Raw genomic sequence first — 18,382 nt, forward strand, 5'->3', positions numbered from 1 at the left:
CTGGGAAAGACAGTCCCAGTTCTTACTTTGTGCCCAGGGGCATACTGTATGATTCTATCAAAAAAAACAGGAACTGTCACGAACTATGGTATAATGAAAGAATGAAGTACCCAAAAATTAATTTAAAAGAAGTTCGCCAGCAGGCTAGACAATTTCAAGCCGAGCATCCTCGCTTGCTGCTTGTCTTTTTATTGCCAAGTATCCTCTTGATTCTATCTAGCTTTATCAGACCTTTATCCCTACTTGATGAAGGCATTCTTGAACAGTCCTTCTTGAACTTTCTAGGAACCACGATTCAGTCTGCTCTCTTTCCAATAGCTGTTGGATTTACAAGTTCTATCATCCTAGCTGGTGCTCTCTTTACCACGATTAATCTTTACAGAATTTCTGAGATAGAGCTTTCCTTTAAAGATAGCTTGTCCTTACTTGATAATCGCTTCTTTACCCAGACTTTTCTAACTCTCTTACTCAAGCGTTTCTATCTCTTTTTATGGAGCATCCCTAATCTTTTTGGAGTCTACTTGCTCTTTTATAGCAGTGCAATGGCTCGTAAATTTGTGGAACTTCATCCCGAATTTCCATCTGTCGACGTCACCAATCCAGATATCGAACATTTCCTACTTACTTTCGCTCTCTATTTCTTTGGTAGCGTCCTAGTCATGATTTTGGGAACCATTATTTATCTTCCGCAATATTACGCCTATTCCCAAGTCGAACTGCTCCTATGCGATACCCTTGCAATCGGAATTGCCAAACCAAGCCGCGTACTTCAGACCAGCCGTTTCCTTATGAAAGGCTATAAGTTCCAACGCTTTGTCCTTGATTTGCAGCTACTCCCTTGGTATATCCTTATCTGGATTAGCTTTGGAATTGCAAGTATCTCTACTTTCCCTTATATCTATAGTAGTCAAATCTTCTTCTATCAGAGGCTACTCGAGATCAAACGTAGAAAAGTGTAATATTAGTTATTAAAAACCAGTACCTTCATAGAAAGTGCTGGTTGTTTTTATTTCAAGAAAAGGATACTTAGCAAGGTTAGAATAGCTGGTCCACCCTGCTTTAGAATAATTCTTTTATCCGCAGTTAAGGAACCATACGCCGCTGCTCCTATGACAAATAAAACAAAGATTGTTACGATTTCTAAACTATGCGAAAAATAAATCCCATAGATCAGAAATACTCCAATCAAGGCATTATAAATTCCTTGGTTTTTAAACAGTGAGCTAACAGATGGTCGTACCAACTCTTCCTTGTCCATATGAAAGACTCGACTGGTTGCATCTGATTGGGTTGCTACACTCTCCAAATAAAAGATATAAAAATGTTCCAGGGCAACAAGAGTTGCCAAAATAGTAGTAATGATTGACATGGTTTTCCCCTTAAAATTCTATTTTTTCTAGACCTGAGACTAGGTTTGTCAGTAAAGTTGTCAACTCTTGCTGCTCAGCAGTCGATAAGATGTTCTCCATCTGCTCCTTCACTTTCAAGTGATGTTTAGGCGGATTGACCAAGAGTTGTTCCTTGGCTTCTTGAGTTAATTCAACTAGGACTTCTCGCTGATTGATCGGATTACGATTACGTTTGACATAGCCTTCTGACTCTAGTATCTTGAAATGGCGGGTCAAAGCTGCCTGATCAATCTGTAACATCTCTTGAACAGCTGTTTGGTTACACGGTGACTTTTGCAATAAAAATTGCAGAATTTGATAGCGGGTCAAACTAATGCCCAATTGTTTCTCAAAAAGTTGAGTAATCGTCTGATCTACTAAATGGAGCTGGTACAGTAATTCATTTATTTCTGGCATTTCTATTCCCTTGAAAATGTTTGATTTATCAATAGTTGACTTATCAAGTATAACTCAACGCGGTTAAAAATGCAACTATGTTGCTCACTCCCTAAAAATAGCCTCCTGTCACAATCTCAGAAGGCTATGTTTCTATATTTTATGTCTGGATTTGATCTTTACCATCTAAGTGTTTGAAATATAAAAAGAAGCGGAAACTGAATCAGTTCCCAACTTCTCATTGTTCTTAGTTCATAGATACGTGAACGTGATCGTAGTGGTTTTCTGTAACGCTACCACGATCTGGCATTGGATTCCAAGTATAGGCTGGTCCGTATTTGCTATCGTACGGTGCGTAGAAACGTTGTTTCCAGATAATGTAGTTGATGCCACGGCTAGCCATATTTTGGATGGCGTAATCTGCAATTTGATCACCGAGAGCTGAGCTAACTGGGACCATGAAGTCAATCGCTAGACCTTTTCCGTGATCCCCACTATCTCCTGGGCGGTACCCACTAAATGATGTGATACCGAACAAGTTAGCTACTTCTTCTTTAAAGGTAGCCGTTTGTGGTTGTAGACCTGCATTTTCTGATTTTGAAGCTGCAATACTTGCATAATCAGGAACCGCTGGAGCTGTATAAGTTGCCGATGCACCTTGACTTGGTTCAGCTTGGTAAGTTGCTGGAGCTGATTGAGCTTCTGTTACTGCCTCTGTTGTTGCTTCAACTGTTGTAGTTGGTTCAGCGACCGTAGTTGTTTCCTCAACAGTAGTCGTTGTTTCTTCTACTACAGGCGCTGCTGTTACAGCTTCTGTTGTCGCTTCTGTTGTTGGCTCAGCTGTTGTTGGCTCAGCTGTTGTTGTAGTTATTTCCTCAGTGGCAGGTGCTTCTGTTACTGCCTCTGTTGTTGCTTCTGAAGATACTGTAGTTTCTGCTACAGCTTCTGTTTCTTCAACTGGTTGTGTCAAATCTTCGACTTGAACAGTTTGATCATCTACCGTTACTTGATTCGTTGTTAAATCTGCTGTTGCACTTGCTACATCAGAACCTACTTCTTGAGGTGTATAAACCTCAACCTCTGTTACTTCTTCATTTTCGTTAACAATTGTAGTCAGTACAGTGTCTGGGAAAATCAAATCAATATTCGTGATTTTGTTCAAGTTTGCAAGGACATTTAAGTCTACTCCCAAAGCCTCTGCGATCGTGCTTAGGGTATCTCCGTACTTAATGGTATAACTTGTTTTATTTTCGCTTTTAGCAACATCGTTTTGAATTTGCTCAACACTACGTGGTGACCATACAATTTCCTCTGCTTGAGTTGCCAAGGTAGGGGCAAGTGATAGAGCTACTGTTGATGCAAAAATAATTCGTTTCTTCATACTATTCAAACTCCTTTTCAAATGTAGTACCTTTCTATCATAACATAAAGGAAAAAGAAAAAAAGCCCTTTGGGGGCTATTTAATAAAACTGTCTAAACTCTGTAACAAACCACGTTAATTGAAATAGTTTGTTTGTATTTTGTTACAAATCTGACATATTCTCTTTCATAAAATTTTCAAAAAAGAGAGAAGGAATATCCTCTAAAGTAGCAATCTGATGATTGCAATCCACCGGAGTTTCAAGGAAATTGATACTCTGGATACCACTATTTTGAGCGAATTCGACATCCAAGGTGCGATCCCCTATATAACAGGTGCGATCTGGTTTTAAATGATACTTACTGATAAGGTAGGTAGCTGCTTCTGGATTTGGTTTACGAGCAAAACCACTCTGACTTGTCAGAATTTCTGTGAAATAAGAATCCAGTCCTAAATCCCGTAAAATAAAGAAGGCATTGTCACCTTTGTGGGTGTAGACAAATTGCTGAATTCCTTGCTTGTCCGCCCAGTCTAAAACCTCACACGCACCCGGCATCAAGACGACCTGGGCATTCTTTTCAGCCAAGCTCTGAGCACGAACCTGATTGAGAATCCCTAAATCTAACCCTCGCTCTTCTGCCACTTGCTCCAATAAATCCTGAACAGAATATTTCAAGATAAAAGCTCGAACTTTTTCCTTATCATAGGGAATGGAAAACTGTGCATAGGTTTCCTCAATTCCTGACAAAATAGCTTCATAGGAGTCCAGTAAAGTCCCATCTAAATCCCAAATAAAAGCTGTTCCTTGCATTTCTTATCCTTTCAATGTCATATAAGATTTGTAACGATAGCGTAGGAAAATCCAACGAAAACCATTATCTAAAATAGTTCCAGCCCAAATACCAGGCAAGCCCCAACCAAGAACAATTCCCATCAAATAGCCTGTTCCGATACGGATACACCACATCCCAATACTTGTTGCATAAAAGGGTAGTCGGGCATTTCCCAAACCTTGCCAGATAGCTGTATAAATGACTGTTCCCGTTGACATAGGAGTTCCTAAAAGTGAAAAAAGTGTCACTAAAACACTAGCTTTGATAGCCACAGGATCGCTGGTGTAGAGATAGCTTAGTGGTGTCCCGAGAGCATAGATACTAAGCGTCAAGGGTAACATGAGAAAGAAAGACAACCAATAAGTTTGCTTACTTAAGTCATCCACTCTTGCCCAATCATTTTCTCCAACTGCTCGAGCTACCTGCATAACTGTTGCCGTAGCAACGCCAAAGGCAGGCATGTAGTTGAACTGAGTCAAAACTTCACCGATAGCATTTCCCGCGACGGCTTCAGTCCCAAAGGAAACAACCAAGGCAATAATGACGACATCTCCAGCCCTCATCATGAGACGTTCTCCCGCTGCAGGTAAAGCTAGAGTAAACAAGTCTTTATCCAGCCCCAAACTTGGCCTTGCATATGGAAGTTTTAATTGTGACCACAAGATTACAGCCCCAACCAAACGAGACAAAATAGTCCCCCAAGCTACACCAGCTATTCCCATATCAAAAATAAAAATGGCAACACTTGAGAAAAGGATATTTAAAGCATTGGATAAAAAACTAACATATAGCGGAAGTCGAGGATTGTGGGTAGTGCGAATCAAAGCCCCCAAACTAGTCATCAAGCCCAAGAGAACAATTGAACCACCCACCAATGATAGGTAAAGTCCACCACTCTCAGCTACAGACGCTTCTGTCCCCAAAAGACCGATCATCTCTTGGCCTGCAAAGATGGATAAGGCCCCTAAAATTAAACTCAATAGTAGGGTGATCTTGAGTGCTTCTGTTACGTGGTAGGCTAGCTTAGACTGGTCCTTCTGCCCCAAACTTTTGGAAATGACACTAGAAATGGCTGCTCCCAAGGCAATAAAAATAGCCTGATAAATGGTGATAATGTTACCAGCAACAGACACACCCGAAATGGCGATCAACCCCAGATTAGCTACCAAGTAGCTATCTACCATCCCCATGAGCATCTGCAAAAAGTTTTCCCCCATAGCTGGCAATGCAATATTAAGAATGTCTTTATTTTTCTTAAACAATCCTTCCTCCTGATGAAAAGAAACTCAGTTAGTTTCCCAACCGAGTTTACTTCCTCTCTTTTAAAGTCCTAGATAAATTTCTACTGCAGTCTGCATATCTGCTGCTGCAACCGTTGTCTTGTGACGAACTGGAGCTGTTTCAAGGCCATCCACTGCTGGTGGCAAGGCAACACCTGAAATCTCATGCAACTGAGCCAAGGCTTCAAAGTCGCTAAGTCCAGATTTTCCAGTGACAGCTTCTACTGCAACTACTGGGAACTTGTATGGACTAGCAGTTGATGCAATCACGGTCTTAGTCACATCGCCTGTTGCTGCTTGGTATTTTTTATATACGGCTGAAGCTACTGCTGTATGAGGGTCCTCAATATACGAATCTGACTCATAGACACGCTTGATTTCTGCTGCTGTCTCTGCTTCCGTAGCGTACTCAGCTACAAAAAGGTCCAAAATCTCTGCATCAAAATCAGTCAACTCATACTGACCTTGCGTATTCAAGGCATTCATAAGTTCAGCTGTCTTTTCAGAATTATTACCTAAAAGATGGAAAATCAAGCGCTCCAAGTTTGAAGATACCAAGATATCCATAGATGGGCTAGTTGTTACCTTAAACTCACGTTTCTTGTCATAGACACGTGTTTTAAAGAAGTCTGTCAAGACATTGTTGTCATTTGAAGCACAGATTAACTTGCCGACTGGTAGGCCGATTTGTTTAGCGTAAAAGGCAGCCAAGATATTTCCAAAGTTTCCTGTCGGTACGGTGAAGTTAACCTTATCACCAGCATTAATTTCGCCAGTTTTAACAAGTTGAGCGTAGGCATAAACATAGTAGACAATCTGTGGCACTAAACGACCGATATTCATAGAGTTAGCAGATGAGAACTGAAGCTTGTTGGCAGCCAATTTTTCACGAAGTGCCACATCGTTAAACATGTGCTTCACGTTTGTCTGAGCATCATCAAAGTTTCCATCAATAGCGATAACATGAGTATTGTCCCCTGTTTGAGTTGTCATTTGTAGTTCTTGAACCTTGCTGACACCATCTTTTGGATAAAAAACGATAATCTCAGTACCAGGCACATCTGCAAAGCCCGCCATAGCTGCTTTTCCAGTATCACCAGATGTCGCTGTCAAGATGACAATCTTGTTCTCCAAACCATGCTTTTTAGCCGCCGTCGTCATAAAGTATGGCAAGATAGACAAGGCCATATCCTTAAAGGCAATCGTTGAACCATGGAAAAGTTCCAAATTGTATTGGCCATCAAGTTTGACAAGAGGGGCAATCGCTGGTGTATCAAACTTGCTGTCATAGGCATTGATGATACAGTAGTCCAACTCTTCAGCTGTAAAGTCATCCAAGAAGGCTGACAAGACAAGTTTAGCCACTTCTTGGTAAGAAGCATCTTTTAATGTGTCAAAATCCAAATCTACCTTTGGATAGCTCACTGGAGTGAACAAGCCACCATCAGTTGCCAAACCTTGCAAAATCGCTTGGCTGGCTGTTACTGTATTTTTCGCATCACGCGTTGATTGATAAACTAATGTCATAAACCTCTATCCTTTATCTATAGTCTCATCCATTATAACATGATTTTTCAGAAAATTCTTCCGTTATAAGAAAATTATACGTCCAATTTTTCTTTCAAAGGCTCTAAATAAGTCATTTCACTCTGACCTCTCATCTCAAGTCCTTGCTCTGCTATAGCTAGTAAGTCTTTAGCAAACTGGACAATCCCAGCTGTCTCCTCATCTGTGAGTTGTTTCTTAGAAAACTGTCTTCTCAAAGACTTGTAGTCACGACCATATTTTTCAAAGAAAGGAGCTGTTCCTAGGTAGCTTTCAAGCTTGTCTAGATTTACCAACAAACCTAGATGAAAGGCTGCTGAAGCAAAGGTGCGGTCCAGCGGTTGCGTACAAACACTACGAAATTCAACAGTCCCTCGTGTTGTTAAGTCCTGAAATTGATAGCTACGGTGCGTTTGAAAATCCTTCTCTTGAGGAACAAGAAGAATTTCTTTGCCATTCAGAGTATAGGCAGGAATGTCATCAGTATCTAAATAATCTCTAGCCCGAATCGGAGAAAAATAGTAGGTTTCTCCATCACGTTCTGCTGTAAAAATCGCAGAGCGGTCTAGATAATCAAAGAAATCATCCTCGTCTTGAAATAGTTTGGCATTAACGCCTACATTTTCAGGATAAATCCCGTGCATGGATTCTTCCCAAAAAATATCTCGTGAAATCTTGGTGTCCCAGTCTGCTCCAGAAAACTCAGAATTGGCAAACAAGTAGGCCTTGGCTGCCTCAATCTGAGTGAAAGCATTGATAACACGCAGGTAGTTAGATGTTGAAACATCCAGCTGAACTTGACTCCCACAGATAAAAGCTCCATATTGCGGAAAATCATGCAAATCAGCTCTTTCTTGACGACTTCCCATATGCAGATAATCCATCAGCATCTGGTAGCGGGGATAGGCCACAGGTCGATTGCCATTTTGATCCCAGTTTGGGTGAATCCCCCAACCTTGGATCGCATGAGCCTTTTCTCCTAATTTTTCTTGGATTACCTTCATATAGGCCTCAAAACGGTCTTCGACCTCTTGGATAGTCTGGGCTCTGCCAAAGGCAAACTCCAAGGTTGTATAGGAAACCTCAAACAGAATCCGATCTTGACTCCTCGGTTCTACAAGCTGAATCGGATTGCCATCCTGGTCTTCCTTTTCAACTTCCAGATTGAGAGCATCAATTAAAAAACGTATCAGATTCTTACTGACTTCAATATCTGTAGGCTGTCCTTTCGTATGAACGATAGGAAACTCCAACTCAATACCGATGTAGAGATCTGGGTTTTCTTTGATATTTTTTAAATAGCGGTCTTTTAATAACTGAATTGAAGGGGACATAGATACCTCTCACTCTAACTTCTCATACTAGAAAATAAATTACTCTCTATTATACCAAAAACTCCTAGAGATGGATCTTAGAAAATCTGTTTGCAACCTCGCCCCCTAGATTTGAGACCAAACAAGCTCCTCTTTATATGAAATTTTATATGAACGCGTTAGATATCATTGTTAAAATTTCACAGTCTCATCAACCGGTTAAGCGATTTCATCTATTTTTGCATAAATCTCCTTGTATTATATTAAACATTGTGATATAATTCACATGTAAACAAAAAAAGAGGGCAGTTCAAATTCGACTTCACTTGATAACTTCTCAAGCCAAGCCCCTTTTCCTCTGCATCTCAACGACTAATTAAGGAGGATAGCTATGAAAGCTGTTGTTGTAAATCCAGAAAGCACTGGTGTTGCTATTGAAGAAAAAGTGCTCCGTCCGCTCGAAACTGGCGAAGCACTTGTTGAAGTTGAGTATTGTGGTGTTTGCCATACAGACCTCCACGTTGCCCATGGTGACTTTGGAAAAGTTCCAGGACGTGTTCTCGGTCACGAAGGGATTGGTATCGTAAAAGAAATCGCTCCTGATGTTAAGAGCCTAAAAGTTGGCGACCGTGTCAGCGTAGCTTGGTTCTTTGAAGGCTGTGGCATGTGTGAATATTGTACAACCGGACGCGAAACCCTTTGCCGTACAGTAAAAAATGCTGGCTACTCAGTTGATGGTGGTATGGCTGAACAATGTATCGTAACTGCAGATTATGCTGTTAAAGTTCCAGAAGGTCTCGATCCAGCCCAAGCCTCTTCAATCACTTGTGCCGGTGTTACCACCTACAAGGCTATTAAAGAAGCAAAAGTTGAGCCAGGCCAATGGGTTGTACTCTATGGTGCTGGAGGACTTGGCAACTTAGCTGTTCAATACGCTAAAAAAGTATTCAACGCTCACGTTATCGCAGTAGATATTAACAACGATAAACTTGCTCTAGCTAAAGAAGTCGGTGCTGATATCGTGATTAATGGTCTTGAAGTCGAAGATGTTCCAGGCCTTATCAAAGAAAAAACAAACGGTGGTGCTCACTCAGCTGTCGTAACAGCTGTATCAAAAGTTGCCTTCAACCAAGCAGTTGACTCTGTTCGTGCAGGTGGTCGTGTAGTAGCTGTCGGACTCCCTTCAGAAATGATGGATCTAAGTATCGTTAAAACAGTTCTTGACGGTATTCAGGTCATCGGTTCCCTTGTTGGTACACGTAAAGATTTGGAAGAAGCTTTCCAATTTGGTGCTGAAGGTCTCGTTGTTCCAGTCGTTCAAAAACGGCCTGTCGAAGATGCCATTGCTGTCTTTGATGAAATGGCTGCTGGTACCATCCAAGGTCGCATGGTTCTAGACTTTACTCATTAAGATAGATCATAAATAGCAAAACGAGGTAGGGACAAAAGAACCCACCTCGTTTTTTAGCAATAAAATTTTGACATAACAATTTATTGAACTCAAAGTTCTTTTTTAAACGCTCAAGAACACTACTGACGAAGATGTCATTTTTCTATCCAGATTCTTTAAGCATCCAATGGTTGAAGTATAAGGGGCTGGAACTAATATACCAAGATTTGGTTGGTTGCGTTCTGTACCACCACTTTTTATATTAAATTTTTTTACCATTCTCTAGGTAATTCCGAAAAATATTGATATATCAATATTTCTAAAAATCAATACTCCTAAAATTTTTGTATAATTTAATTTAATTTGTTGATTTTTTTATGAAAACGGTTTATACTTAGTTAGTCTTAAAGTTTTCTTAAACTAAAAGTCAAACATTATATAAGGAGGAATGACAATAATGAGTATCGGAATCATTATTGCGAGCCACGGTGAATTTGCCGCGGGTATTCATCAGTCAGGATCTATGATCTTTGGTGAACAAGAAAAGGTTCAAGTTGTAACCTTTATGCCAAACGAAGGTCCAGATGATTTATACGCCAAGTTCAACAATGCTGTGGCTGCATTTGACGCAGAAGATGAGGTTCTAGTCTTGGCTGACCTTTGGAGTGGTTCTCCATTTAACCAAGCTAGCCGCGTAATGGGAGAAAATCCTGAGCGTAAATTTGCCATCATCACAGGACTTAACTTGCCGATGTTGATCCAAGCCTACACAGAGCGCCTGATGGACGCTAATGCAGGAGTGGATAAAGTCGCTGCGAACATCATTAAAGAAGCCAAAGATGGCATCAAGGCTCTTCCAGAAGAGCTAAACCCAGCTGAGGAAGTTGCAACTGCTGCAGCTGCTCCTGTAGCCCAAGCTGCTATCCCAGAAGGGACTGTTATCGGAGACGGTAAATTGAAAATCAATCTTGCTCGTCTTGATACACGTCTTCTTCACGGACAAGTCGCAACTGCTTGGACACCAGACTCAAAAGCAGACCGTATCATTGTTGCTTCAGATAACGTAGCGAAGGACGACCTTCGTAAAGAATTGATCAAACAAGCGGCTCCAAACGGAGTGAAGGCTAACGTTGTGCCAATCCAAAAATTGATTGAGGTTGCAAAAGACCCTCGTTTTGGTGATACACATGCCCTTATCTTGTTTGAAACACCTCAAGATGCTCTTCGTGCTATCGAAGGTGGTGTGCCAATCAAGACTCTTAACGTTGGATCAATGGCTCACTCAACTGGTAAAACAATGGTCAACAACGTTTTATCAATGGACAAAGACGACGTTGCTACATTTGAAAAAATGCGTGATCTTGGTGTTGAATTTGATGTACGTAAAGTACCAAACGACACTAAAAAAGATTTGTTTGACTTGATTAGCAAAGCTAACATTCAATAATTAACATTAAATAGAAAAGGAATAAAACCATGTCAGATATTTCAATCATTTCTGCTATCTTGGTTGTAGTTGTTGCCTTCTTCGCAGGTCTTGAAGGTATCCTCGACCAATTCCAATTCCATCAACCAATCGTAGCATGTACCCTTATCGGTCTTGTAACTGGTAACCTCGAAGCAGGGGTTATGCTTGGTGGATCTCTTCAAATGATCGCCCTTGGTTGGGCAAACATCGGTGCTGCTGTAGCTCCTGACGCTGCCCTTGCCTCTGTTGCTGCAGCAATCATCCTGATCAAAGGTGGTAACTTTACTACTGAAGGTATCGCAGTCGCAACTGCGAGTGCTATTCCTCTTGCCGTAGCTGGACTTTTCTTGACTATGATTGTTCGTACAATCTCAGTTGGTTTGGTTCACACTGCAGATGCTGCTGCTAAAGAAGGTAATATTGCAGCTGTTGAACGTGCCCACTACTTTGCCCTTATTCTTCAAGGTCTTCGTATCGCTATTCCTGCAGCCTTCCTTATCGCTATCCCTGCTTCTGCCGTTCAAGATGCTCTTAAATTGATGCCAGACTGGTTGAACGGTGGTATGGCTGTCGGTGGTGCTATGGTCGTTGCCGTTGGTTACGCCTTGGTTATCAACATGATGGCTACTCGTGAAGTATGGCCATTCTTCGCTATCGGTTTTGCTCTTGCAGCAATCTCTCAATTGACTTTGATTGCCCTTGGTGTAATCGGTGTTGCCCTTGCCTTCATCTACCTCAACCTTTCTAAACAAGGTGGAAACGGTGGCGGAGGAGCTGCAACTTCTAACGACCCAATTGGTGATATCTTAGAAGACTACTAGAAAGGGGAACAATCATGGCTGAAAAAATTCAATTATCAAAATCAGATCGCCAAAAAGTTTGGTGGCGTTCACAATTCCTTCAAGGTTCATGGAACTACGAACGTATGCAAAACTTGGGTTGGGCTTACTCTTTAATCCCAGCTATCAAGAAACTTTACACTAAAAAAGAAGACCAAGCTGCTGCTCTTGAGCGCCACCTTGAGTTCTTCAACACTCACCCATACGTAGCTGCTCCAATCATGGGGGTTACTCTTGCACTTGAAGAAGAACGCGCAAACGGTACTGAAATCGATGACGCTGCTATCCAAGGTGTTAAGATCGGTATGATGGGACCTCTTGCTGGTATCGGTGACCCAGTCTTCTGGTTTACAGTTCGTCCGATCCTTGGTGCCCTTGGTGCATCACTTGCAGCAACTGGTAATATCGTTGGCCCACTTCTCTTCTTCTTTGGATGGAATGCAATCCGTATGTCTTTCCTATGGTACACACAAGAGTTTGGTTACAAGGCTGGATCTGAAATCACTAAAGACATGTCAGGTGGTATCTTGAAAGACATCACTAAGGGTGCATCTATCCTTGGTATGTTCATCCTTGCCGTTCTTGTACAACGTTGGGTATCAATCAACTTCACTATCAACCTTCCAGGCAAACAATTGTCAGAAGGTGCCTACATCAACTTCCCAGAAGGTGCTGTTACTGGTGGAGAATTGAAGGGTATTCTTGGACAAGCGCTTAGTGGTATGAGTCTAGATAGCGTTCAACCACAAACCCTTCAAGGTCAGTTGAACTCATTGATTCCAGGATTGATGGGACTTCTCCTTACTTTCCTTTGCATGTGGTTGCTTAAGAAAAAAGTATCTCCAATCACAATCATCCTTGCCCTCTTTGCAGTTGGTATCGCAGCTCGTTTCTTCGGTATCATGTAATCTCGGTGAGAATATATAAACAAAAAAGAGAGTGGAACAGAAATCGGTAATTCGTTAGAATTCGATTTCGTCGTCCCACCTCCGCACACACAGTTGAGTAGGGCTCTACTACTGCGTCTTGCTCGACAATCCAAAAGACAATTGAGAGGCTAGGACTTTTGTCCCAGCCTCTTTTTTATATCTCAGTTATTCTGCTAAGGCACCCATTGGATCCCATGGTGCAAGGACGATTGGTTCTGCTTCGTAAGCAGCTCGTTCTTCTGCTGTTAATAATTCCTTACGAACAACAATTTGGTAAGTATATTCGTCCATCCAAGCATCTGAGGCGACAAAGTAACCATCTGCACCGACCTTGTCTCCCCATGAGTTTTCGACTTTCCACTTGATTGATTTACCATTTTCATCCAAATCAACACCTGTCAAGACCATAGCATGAGTCATCAAGCTTTCGCTATAGTCTAAACGTCCAGCCTTGTCTTGAGTGAGTTGAATGTCCATGCTTGATTCAAAGTCATAAACATCTGTCGCAAGGATTCCTGCTTTACGGTTGCTGAGTTGGCCGACATCTGAACCAAACCAAACAGTTTCTCCTGTTTGCATTTGGGCAATCGCCAATTCTTTCAAGCGTTCCATCGGTACGTTAATGTAACGAACTGCACGACTACCGACAACATTTCCCAACATCTCAACTGTATATGATCTACCATATGGTTTATCAGCAGTTGGAGCATTGATCACAGAAACGTAGTCTTCTAGTGGAAGATCAACATATTTCTTGTAAAACTCTTGTGAAGTGATCCCTTTTTCGCTTTGGTAGTTATTATCTTTATCACGATAAGCAAAGTCAAACTGACGAGGTGGGAGACCTAGTGACATGGCAAGGAAGTTAAAAATTTCTTGCAAGAGGTCTTCTTTCTTAGCTTGAACAGCCGCTTGGTCTGCACCAGATGCGAGCAAGTCACGCAAGATTTGAGCATCTTGGCGAAGCAATTTGTTAAGAATGGCATTGAGTTCACGGCTATTGCTAGATGAGATAGACTCAGGATAAACAGACTTGGGCACGACACCATATTTTTCAAAGAGAGAAACCACCATATCCCACTGACCACCATCTTGTTGAGGAGTTTGGAGTAGGAAGCTAACCTTGCGACTCGTCAATTCTTGGTCTGCAGTCGCAATCACTTGCTCCAAGAACCAGTTAGATTTTTCATACTTATCCCAGAAGAAGGTGTGGGCCTGAGACAATTCAAAGTTCTCCAATTTGTATTGCGAGATGAGTTTGTGACGGAAGGTGTTGAGAGCTGCGAACATCCAGCAACGACCAGAAGCCTTCTGGTTGGTCACCTTGTCCTTGGTCAAATCAAGCGAGAAAACAGGTGTGTTATCCACATGACTTTGGCGACGTTCTAGGGCTGCGAAAATTCCGTTATGGCTAACTGCGTTTTCGATAGCTTGGTATTTTACATTTGCTTCATAGTTGGCAAATAATTGATCCGTAAATGATTCTTGAATCGCGTTCATAGATTCCTCCTTTTTACTATACAGTCTATTATAACGCTTTTCACAAAGGAAGCAACTGAAAAATGAAAAAGCAAGCCAAATAGACTCACCTTTTTCATGTCATGGGCACTATTTCACACTAGCAAAAAGCAATTCGAGCTCTTCTTGACTGACGCGACGCCATTCTCCCCGTTTCAAATTCTCATCCAAAACTAGAGTCCCCATAGTCAAACGTTGCAAATCCACGACTTCCTTGCCACAGTAGGCCACCATGCGTTTGACCTGGTGGAATTTCCCTTCTGCAATGGTCACCCGAACCTGGCTTTCATCCTTATTTGAATCCACTGACAGAATCTCCAGTTTGCCCGGCTGACAGGTAAAATCTTTGAGCGGAATACCCTTAGCAAATGTCTCCACATCTTCTTGAGTCATAATTCCCTTGACTTGTGCCAGATAAGTCTTATCCACATGACGCTTAGGTGAAAGAAGAGCATGGGCCAGCTGACCATCATTAGTCAAGAGCAGGAGACCATGAGTGTCAATATCCAAGCGCCCTACTGGAAAAACTTCCTTGGTCCGAGCAAGATCATCCAACAAGTCCAACACCGTTCTGTGTTTAGAATCCTCAGTCGCTGAAATAACTCCTTGGGGCTTGTTCATCATGTAGTAAACAAACTCCTCATAGTCTAGCTTTTGCCCGTCAAAACAAACCTCGTCTGTCTCTTCATTAATTTGTAGCTTGGCAGATTTTTCTTTCTTACCGTTGACCGTCACGCGCCCAGCCTTGAGAAGGTTTTTGACATCAGTCCGACTCCCGACAGCGCAGGCTACTAAAAATTTATCTAATCTCATAGGGCTATTATATCATGAAAAAGCATAGACTTAGAACAAAAAAAGCCGCCTGATTGGGCGACTTAATTTTTTTATAGGGAGATTATTATGAAAAAGTTTTAGGAGTATAAGTTAAGTTCTTCTTAACTTATGAGATAAGTATACAGCTCCTATCTTAAAGTTTCCTTAAGTATTTTTAAATGTGAGATTTTTCCATTTTTCTCGCCAGTTTTTCTTGGATAGACGCTGTTGGTAGAGCTTCATCCGATCTTTATTTTCTAAAAAATGAGGAGTTGGACGAACTTGAAAGTTCAAAATATCCTCCAAGTCATAAGGCGCAAAGAGCTCCAAAGTTGCATCAGCATGCAAGCGAAGTCCTATCGCCGTACAACGTTCAGGATATTTACTCATAGCATCACAGGAATTCACATAGGGAGGCGTATGGGGACTATGCTGATGCATATAGACTTGATTTTTCAGCTCCCATTGATATTGAGGAAAGTCCTCTCTCAACTGGTTCTCTAGGGCCAGCGTTTCTTCATAACTCACACCTGGGTCAAAGAAAATCACATCCACATCTGTTTCACGATCAAAGGCTGGTTTTTCTGATAGGAGATTCCAGATAAAATTTCGAACCGAACCAGCTGCCAACCAGGAGTCTTTTAACTCCAAGTTACGGATGATGGTCAAAATAGCCATCATTTCAGAATTTTCCCTAAAAGAGTCTAAAATTTCAGTCTCATTTTTCAATATATTCATACCCCAAATGCTCATAAGCCTTAGCTGTCGCGACTCGTCCTGAACGAGTTCGCATGATAAAGCCTTTCTGGATGAGGTAGGGTTCGTACATATCTTCGACCGTCTCACGCTCCTCGGCAATATTAACAGAAAGAGTTCCTAATCCGACCGGACCCCCACCGTACATCTCAATCATGGTACGAAGGATTTTCTGGTCCACATAGTCCAAGCCTTCGTGGTCTACATCCAGCATGGTAAGAGCCTTATCTGTAATGACATCATCAATCAAGCCATCGCCCATAATCTGCGCAAAGTCACGCACGCGCTTGAGGAGACGATTAGCAATACGAGGAGTTCCACGACTGCGTAAAGCTAACTCGGAAGCTGCCTCGTGAGTAATTTCCATCTCAAAGATATCTGCCGTCCGCTCGACAATTTCTGTCAAGTCATCATGGGTATAATATTCCATGTGGCCTGTAATCCCAAAACGGGCACGAAGAGGATTCGAAAGCATCCCCGCTCGAGTCGTCGCCCCAATCAAGGTAAAAGGAGGCAAATCAAGATGGACACTACGGCTAGCTTCTCCCGCACCAATCATGATGTCAATGTAGAAGTCTTCCATGGCACTGTAAAGCACCTCTTCTACCGACATAGGCAAGCGATGAATCTCGTCAATAAAGAGTACATCTCCAGGCTCCAAGTCATTCAAAATTGCTACCAGATCACCCGCTTTTTCAATAACAGGGCCAGACGTTTGCTTGAGATTGACTCCCAATTCATTGGCAATGACAAAAGCCATGGTTGTTTTTCCGAGTCCTGGAGGGCCAAACAAAAGAACATGGTCCAACGCCTCATCCCGCATTTTAGCTGCTTCGATAAAAATTTGAAGCTGATCTTTGACCTTGTCCTGACCGATATATTCACGTAAATATTGGGGACGGAGGGTACGTTCTACCAACTCCTCATCACCCATGATTTCATTATCTAAAATTCTACTCATGCTTCCATTATAGCAAAAATCCAGCCTACAAACAAAAAAGCCACCTGATTTGGTGGCTTCATTAGGGAGATTATTATGAAAAAGAAAGGATTAGGATTTCATTAAATAAAGTTAGGAGGTCTTTATCTAATGACTATATGATACACGAGGAGACTTAAAATTACCTTAACTTTTCTCTGATTTATTATCTTTTAAAAAATTTTTTCCAAATGGAATTTCCTTTCTCAAGCAACAAAAAAGCCACCTGATTGGGTGACTTCTTTAGGAGATTATGATGAAAAAGAAAAGTTTAGGATTTCATTAAATAAAGTTAGGAGGTCTTTACTTAATAACTATATAATACAAGAGAAGACTTAAAATTAACTTAAGATAAAAAAATTATTTTATTTTTTTCGATCTACCCAAATCATTCCTGTGCAATCATAAGTAGATAAGGTTTCAAAACCCAAGGAACGGTAAAATCCCAAGATTTTTTCTGTCTGTTCGGTCGCTAGTTGGACTTGATAGGCATCTTTGAAATCCCCTAAAGCTTCCTTCATCAAGTCGCTACCAATCCCTTGGCGCTGATAGCTAGGCAAAACAATCAAATCCTGGACAAAGACCGATGAAAAACCATCTCCAACCAGACGCACTAAACCAACGATTTCCTCACCATCACGAGCAACATAAATAGCCAATGAGTGATCTAAAGATTGCTCCAACATCTGTGGTTGATTGGTATAGTTTGTCCAGCCAACTGCCTGATAGAGATGCAAAACGTCATCAATTGAAACAGATGTTTCTTTCGTAATGTTAATCATAGCAAGCATCCCTAACATTCTCTAAGAGATTTCAACTGTTGCCCATTTTCATCAAAATTATCAGGACGCAACCATGTTTCCAATCGAGCTTTGACTTGTGGCCAGTCCTTATCAATCATAGACAACCAATCCGTATCTCTAGTACGACCTTTATAGATAACAGCTTGGCGAAAGGTTCCCTCATAGATAAAGCCCAAGCGTTCTGCTGCTTTTCTAGATGGAAGATTTAGAGCATCGCATTTCCACTCGTAGCGACGATAGTTAAGCTCCTCAAAAACATAGCGCGCTAGGAGATACTGGGCTTCTGTCCCTATCCTCGTACCCTTAAGTGCTGGTGAAAAGGTCACGGCACCCACTTCTATTACTCGGTTATTCTGATCAATTCGCATTAGAGAAAAGGTTCCCAAGGCCTTACCCGTCTCCTTATCCAAGATAGCATAGAAAAAACGGTCCTTACGAGCCAACATCTGGTTTAAAAGGCTGACAAGTTCCTCCATATCTGCCACTGGCTCCTGAAAGAGATAGGTCCACATCTCTCGAGGCGTATCTGGACCATAAACAACTAGTAAATCCTCCGCATGTTTTTCTACCGAAAGAGCCTCTATCCGAGCATAACGCCCTTCTAAGCAATCAATAGCAGGTGCTTCACCTGGTGTATAACCTTCCATTGACTCGCCAATCATCTGACCATATTCATTTACTGGCATATCTTTCTCCTTGTTTTGCTTTTCAGACTTTATAATTGCACATAGTATATCATACTTTCATGAAAAAAATCAAAAAATCCTCCAG

18 protein-coding genes are annotated in these 18,382 nt (G+C 41.5%); 5 read left to right on the forward strand and 13 right to left on the reverse strand.

Annotated elements, in window-relative coordinates; genetic code table 11:
* Nucleotides 1-101 precede the first annotated feature (101 nt).
* Complete coding sequence (locus NGI26_RS05565) at nucleotides 102-959, forward strand: DUF975 family protein (protein WP_251937313.1); 858 nt, start codon at nucleotides 102-104, stop codon at nucleotides 957-959.
* A gap of 47 nt (nucleotides 960-1,006) precedes the next feature.
* Here the strand turns inward: NGI26_RS05565 and NGI26_RS05570 are convergent, their stop codons facing one another.
* The 7 genes from NGI26_RS05570 to NGI26_RS05600 form a co-directional block, all read right to left on the reverse strand.
* Nucleotides 1,007-1,369 (reverse strand): DUF1304 domain-containing protein, encoded by a 363-nt coding sequence (locus NGI26_RS05570; protein ID WP_251937316.1) that lies wholly within the window; start codon nucleotides 1,367-1,369, stop codon nucleotides 1,007-1,009.
* A 10-nt stretch (nucleotides 1,370-1,379) separates the two neighbouring features.
* Nucleotides 1,380-1,805, reverse strand: a complete 426-nt coding sequence (locus tag NGI26_RS05575) for a MarR family winged helix-turn-helix transcriptional regulator (protein ID WP_251937320.1) — start codon at nucleotides 1,803-1,805, stop codon at nucleotides 1,380-1,382.
* Between the two features lie 226 nt (nucleotides 1,806-2,031).
* On the reverse strand, nucleotides 2,032-3,165 hold the full coding sequence (locus tag NGI26_RS05580) for a LysM peptidoglycan-binding domain-containing protein (RefSeq protein WP_251937322.1): 1,134 nt from the start codon (nucleotides 3,163-3,165) through the stop codon (nucleotides 2,032-2,034).
* A gap of 143 nt (nucleotides 3,166-3,308) precedes the next feature.
* Nucleotides 3,309-3,956, reverse strand: a complete 648-nt coding sequence (locus NGI26_RS05585; protein ID WP_251937325.1) for an HAD family hydrolase — start codon at nucleotides 3,954-3,956, stop codon at nucleotides 3,309-3,311.
* Between the two features lie 3 nt (nucleotides 3,957-3,959).
* The gene (locus NGI26_RS05590) at nucleotides 3,960-5,240 is read right to left on the reverse strand and encodes an MATE family efflux transporter (protein ID WP_251937328.1); all 1,281 of its coding nucleotides are present in this window, start codon (nucleotides 5,238-5,240) and stop codon (nucleotides 3,960-3,962) included.
* Between the two features lie 60 nt (nucleotides 5,241-5,300).
* The gene (gene thrC, locus NGI26_RS05595; RefSeq protein ID WP_251937331.1) at nucleotides 5,301-6,785 is read right to left on the reverse strand and encodes a threonine synthase; all 1,485 of its coding nucleotides are present in this window, start codon (nucleotides 6,783-6,785) and stop codon (nucleotides 5,301-5,303) included.
* A 74-nt stretch (nucleotides 6,786-6,859) separates the two neighbouring features.
* A complete protein-coding gene (locus NGI26_RS05600) occupies nucleotides 6,860-8,137 on the reverse strand; it encodes a glutamate-cysteine ligase family protein (protein ID WP_251937334.1) in 1,278 nt (425 codons plus the stop codon).
* Between the two features lie 370 nt (nucleotides 8,138-8,507).
* Here NGI26_RS05600 and adhP point away from each other — a divergent pair, with 370 nt between their 5' ends.
* From adhP to NGI26_RS05620, 4 genes are all read left to right on the forward strand, one after another.
* The gene (gene adhP, locus NGI26_RS05605; RefSeq protein ID WP_251937337.1) at nucleotides 8,508-9,527 is read left to right on the forward strand and encodes an alcohol dehydrogenase AdhP; all 1,020 of its coding nucleotides are present in this window, start codon (nucleotides 8,508-8,510) and stop codon (nucleotides 9,525-9,527) included.
* Nucleotides 9,528-9,963: 436 nt separating this feature from the next.
* Nucleotides 9,964-10,953, forward strand: a complete 990-nt coding sequence (locus NGI26_RS05610; protein WP_251937340.1) for a PTS sugar transporter subunit IIB — start codon at nucleotides 9,964-9,966, stop codon at nucleotides 10,951-10,953.
* A gap of 29 nt (nucleotides 10,954-10,982) precedes the next feature.
* Nucleotides 10,983-11,795: a PTS mannose/fructose/sorbose transporter subunit IIC gene (locus NGI26_RS05615; protein WP_251937343.1), complete on the forward strand. Its 813-nt coding sequence runs from the start codon at nucleotides 10,983-10,985 to the stop codon at nucleotides 11,793-11,795.
* Nucleotides 11,796-11,809: 14 nt separating this feature from the next.
* Nucleotides 11,810-12,721 carry a PTS system mannose/fructose/sorbose family transporter subunit IID gene (locus NGI26_RS05620; RefSeq protein ID WP_006149277.1) on the forward strand — a complete coding sequence of 304 codons (912 nt, stop codon included), beginning with the start codon at nucleotides 11,810-11,812 and terminating at the stop codon, nucleotides 12,719-12,721.
* A gap of 186 nt (nucleotides 12,722-12,907) precedes the next feature.
* On the opposite strand, the gene pepC is transcribed toward NGI26_RS05620, so the two are convergent.
* From pepC to NGI26_RS05650, 6 genes are all read right to left on the reverse strand, one after another.
* Nucleotides 12,908-14,242, reverse strand: coding sequence for an aminopeptidase C (pepC, locus tag NGI26_RS05625; protein ID WP_251937347.1), 1,335 nt, complete (start codon nucleotides 14,240-14,242; stop codon nucleotides 12,908-12,910).
* 108 nt (nucleotides 14,243-14,350) lie between these two features.
* Nucleotides 14,351-15,073: a pseudouridine synthase gene (locus NGI26_RS05630; protein ID WP_251937350.1), complete on the reverse strand. Its 723-nt coding sequence runs from the start codon at nucleotides 15,071-15,073 to the stop codon at nucleotides 14,351-14,353.
* Between the two features lie 165 nt (nucleotides 15,074-15,238).
* On the reverse strand, nucleotides 15,239-15,811 hold the full coding sequence (locus NGI26_RS05635) for a nucleotidyltransferase family protein (RefSeq protein ID WP_251937354.1): 573 nt from the start codon (nucleotides 15,809-15,811) through the stop codon (nucleotides 15,239-15,241).
* On the reverse strand, nucleotides 15,792-16,790 hold the full coding sequence (ruvB, locus tag NGI26_RS05640; RefSeq protein WP_006151318.1) for a Holliday junction branch migration DNA helicase RuvB: 999 nt from the start codon (nucleotides 16,788-16,790) through the stop codon (nucleotides 15,792-15,794). Before ruvB ends, NGI26_RS05635 begins: the two co-directional genes overlap by 20 nt.
* Nucleotides 16,791-17,173: 383 nt before the next feature.
* On the reverse strand, nucleotides 17,174-17,590 hold the full coding sequence (locus tag NGI26_RS05645; protein ID WP_251937358.1) for a GNAT family N-acetyltransferase: 417 nt from the start codon (nucleotides 17,588-17,590) through the stop codon (nucleotides 17,174-17,176).
* A gap of 11 nt (nucleotides 17,591-17,601) precedes the next feature.
* On the reverse strand, nucleotides 17,602-18,297 hold the full coding sequence (locus tag NGI26_RS05650) for a GNAT family N-acetyltransferase (protein WP_251937363.1): 696 nt from the start codon (nucleotides 18,295-18,297) through the stop codon (nucleotides 17,602-17,604).
* Between the last annotated feature and the right edge of the window lie 85 nt (nucleotides 18,298-18,382).

This window comes from Streptococcus sp. Marseille-Q0941 (assembly GCF_943736975.1).
Classification (GTDB): Bacteria; Bacillota; Bacilli; order Lactobacillales; family Streptococcaceae; genus Streptococcus.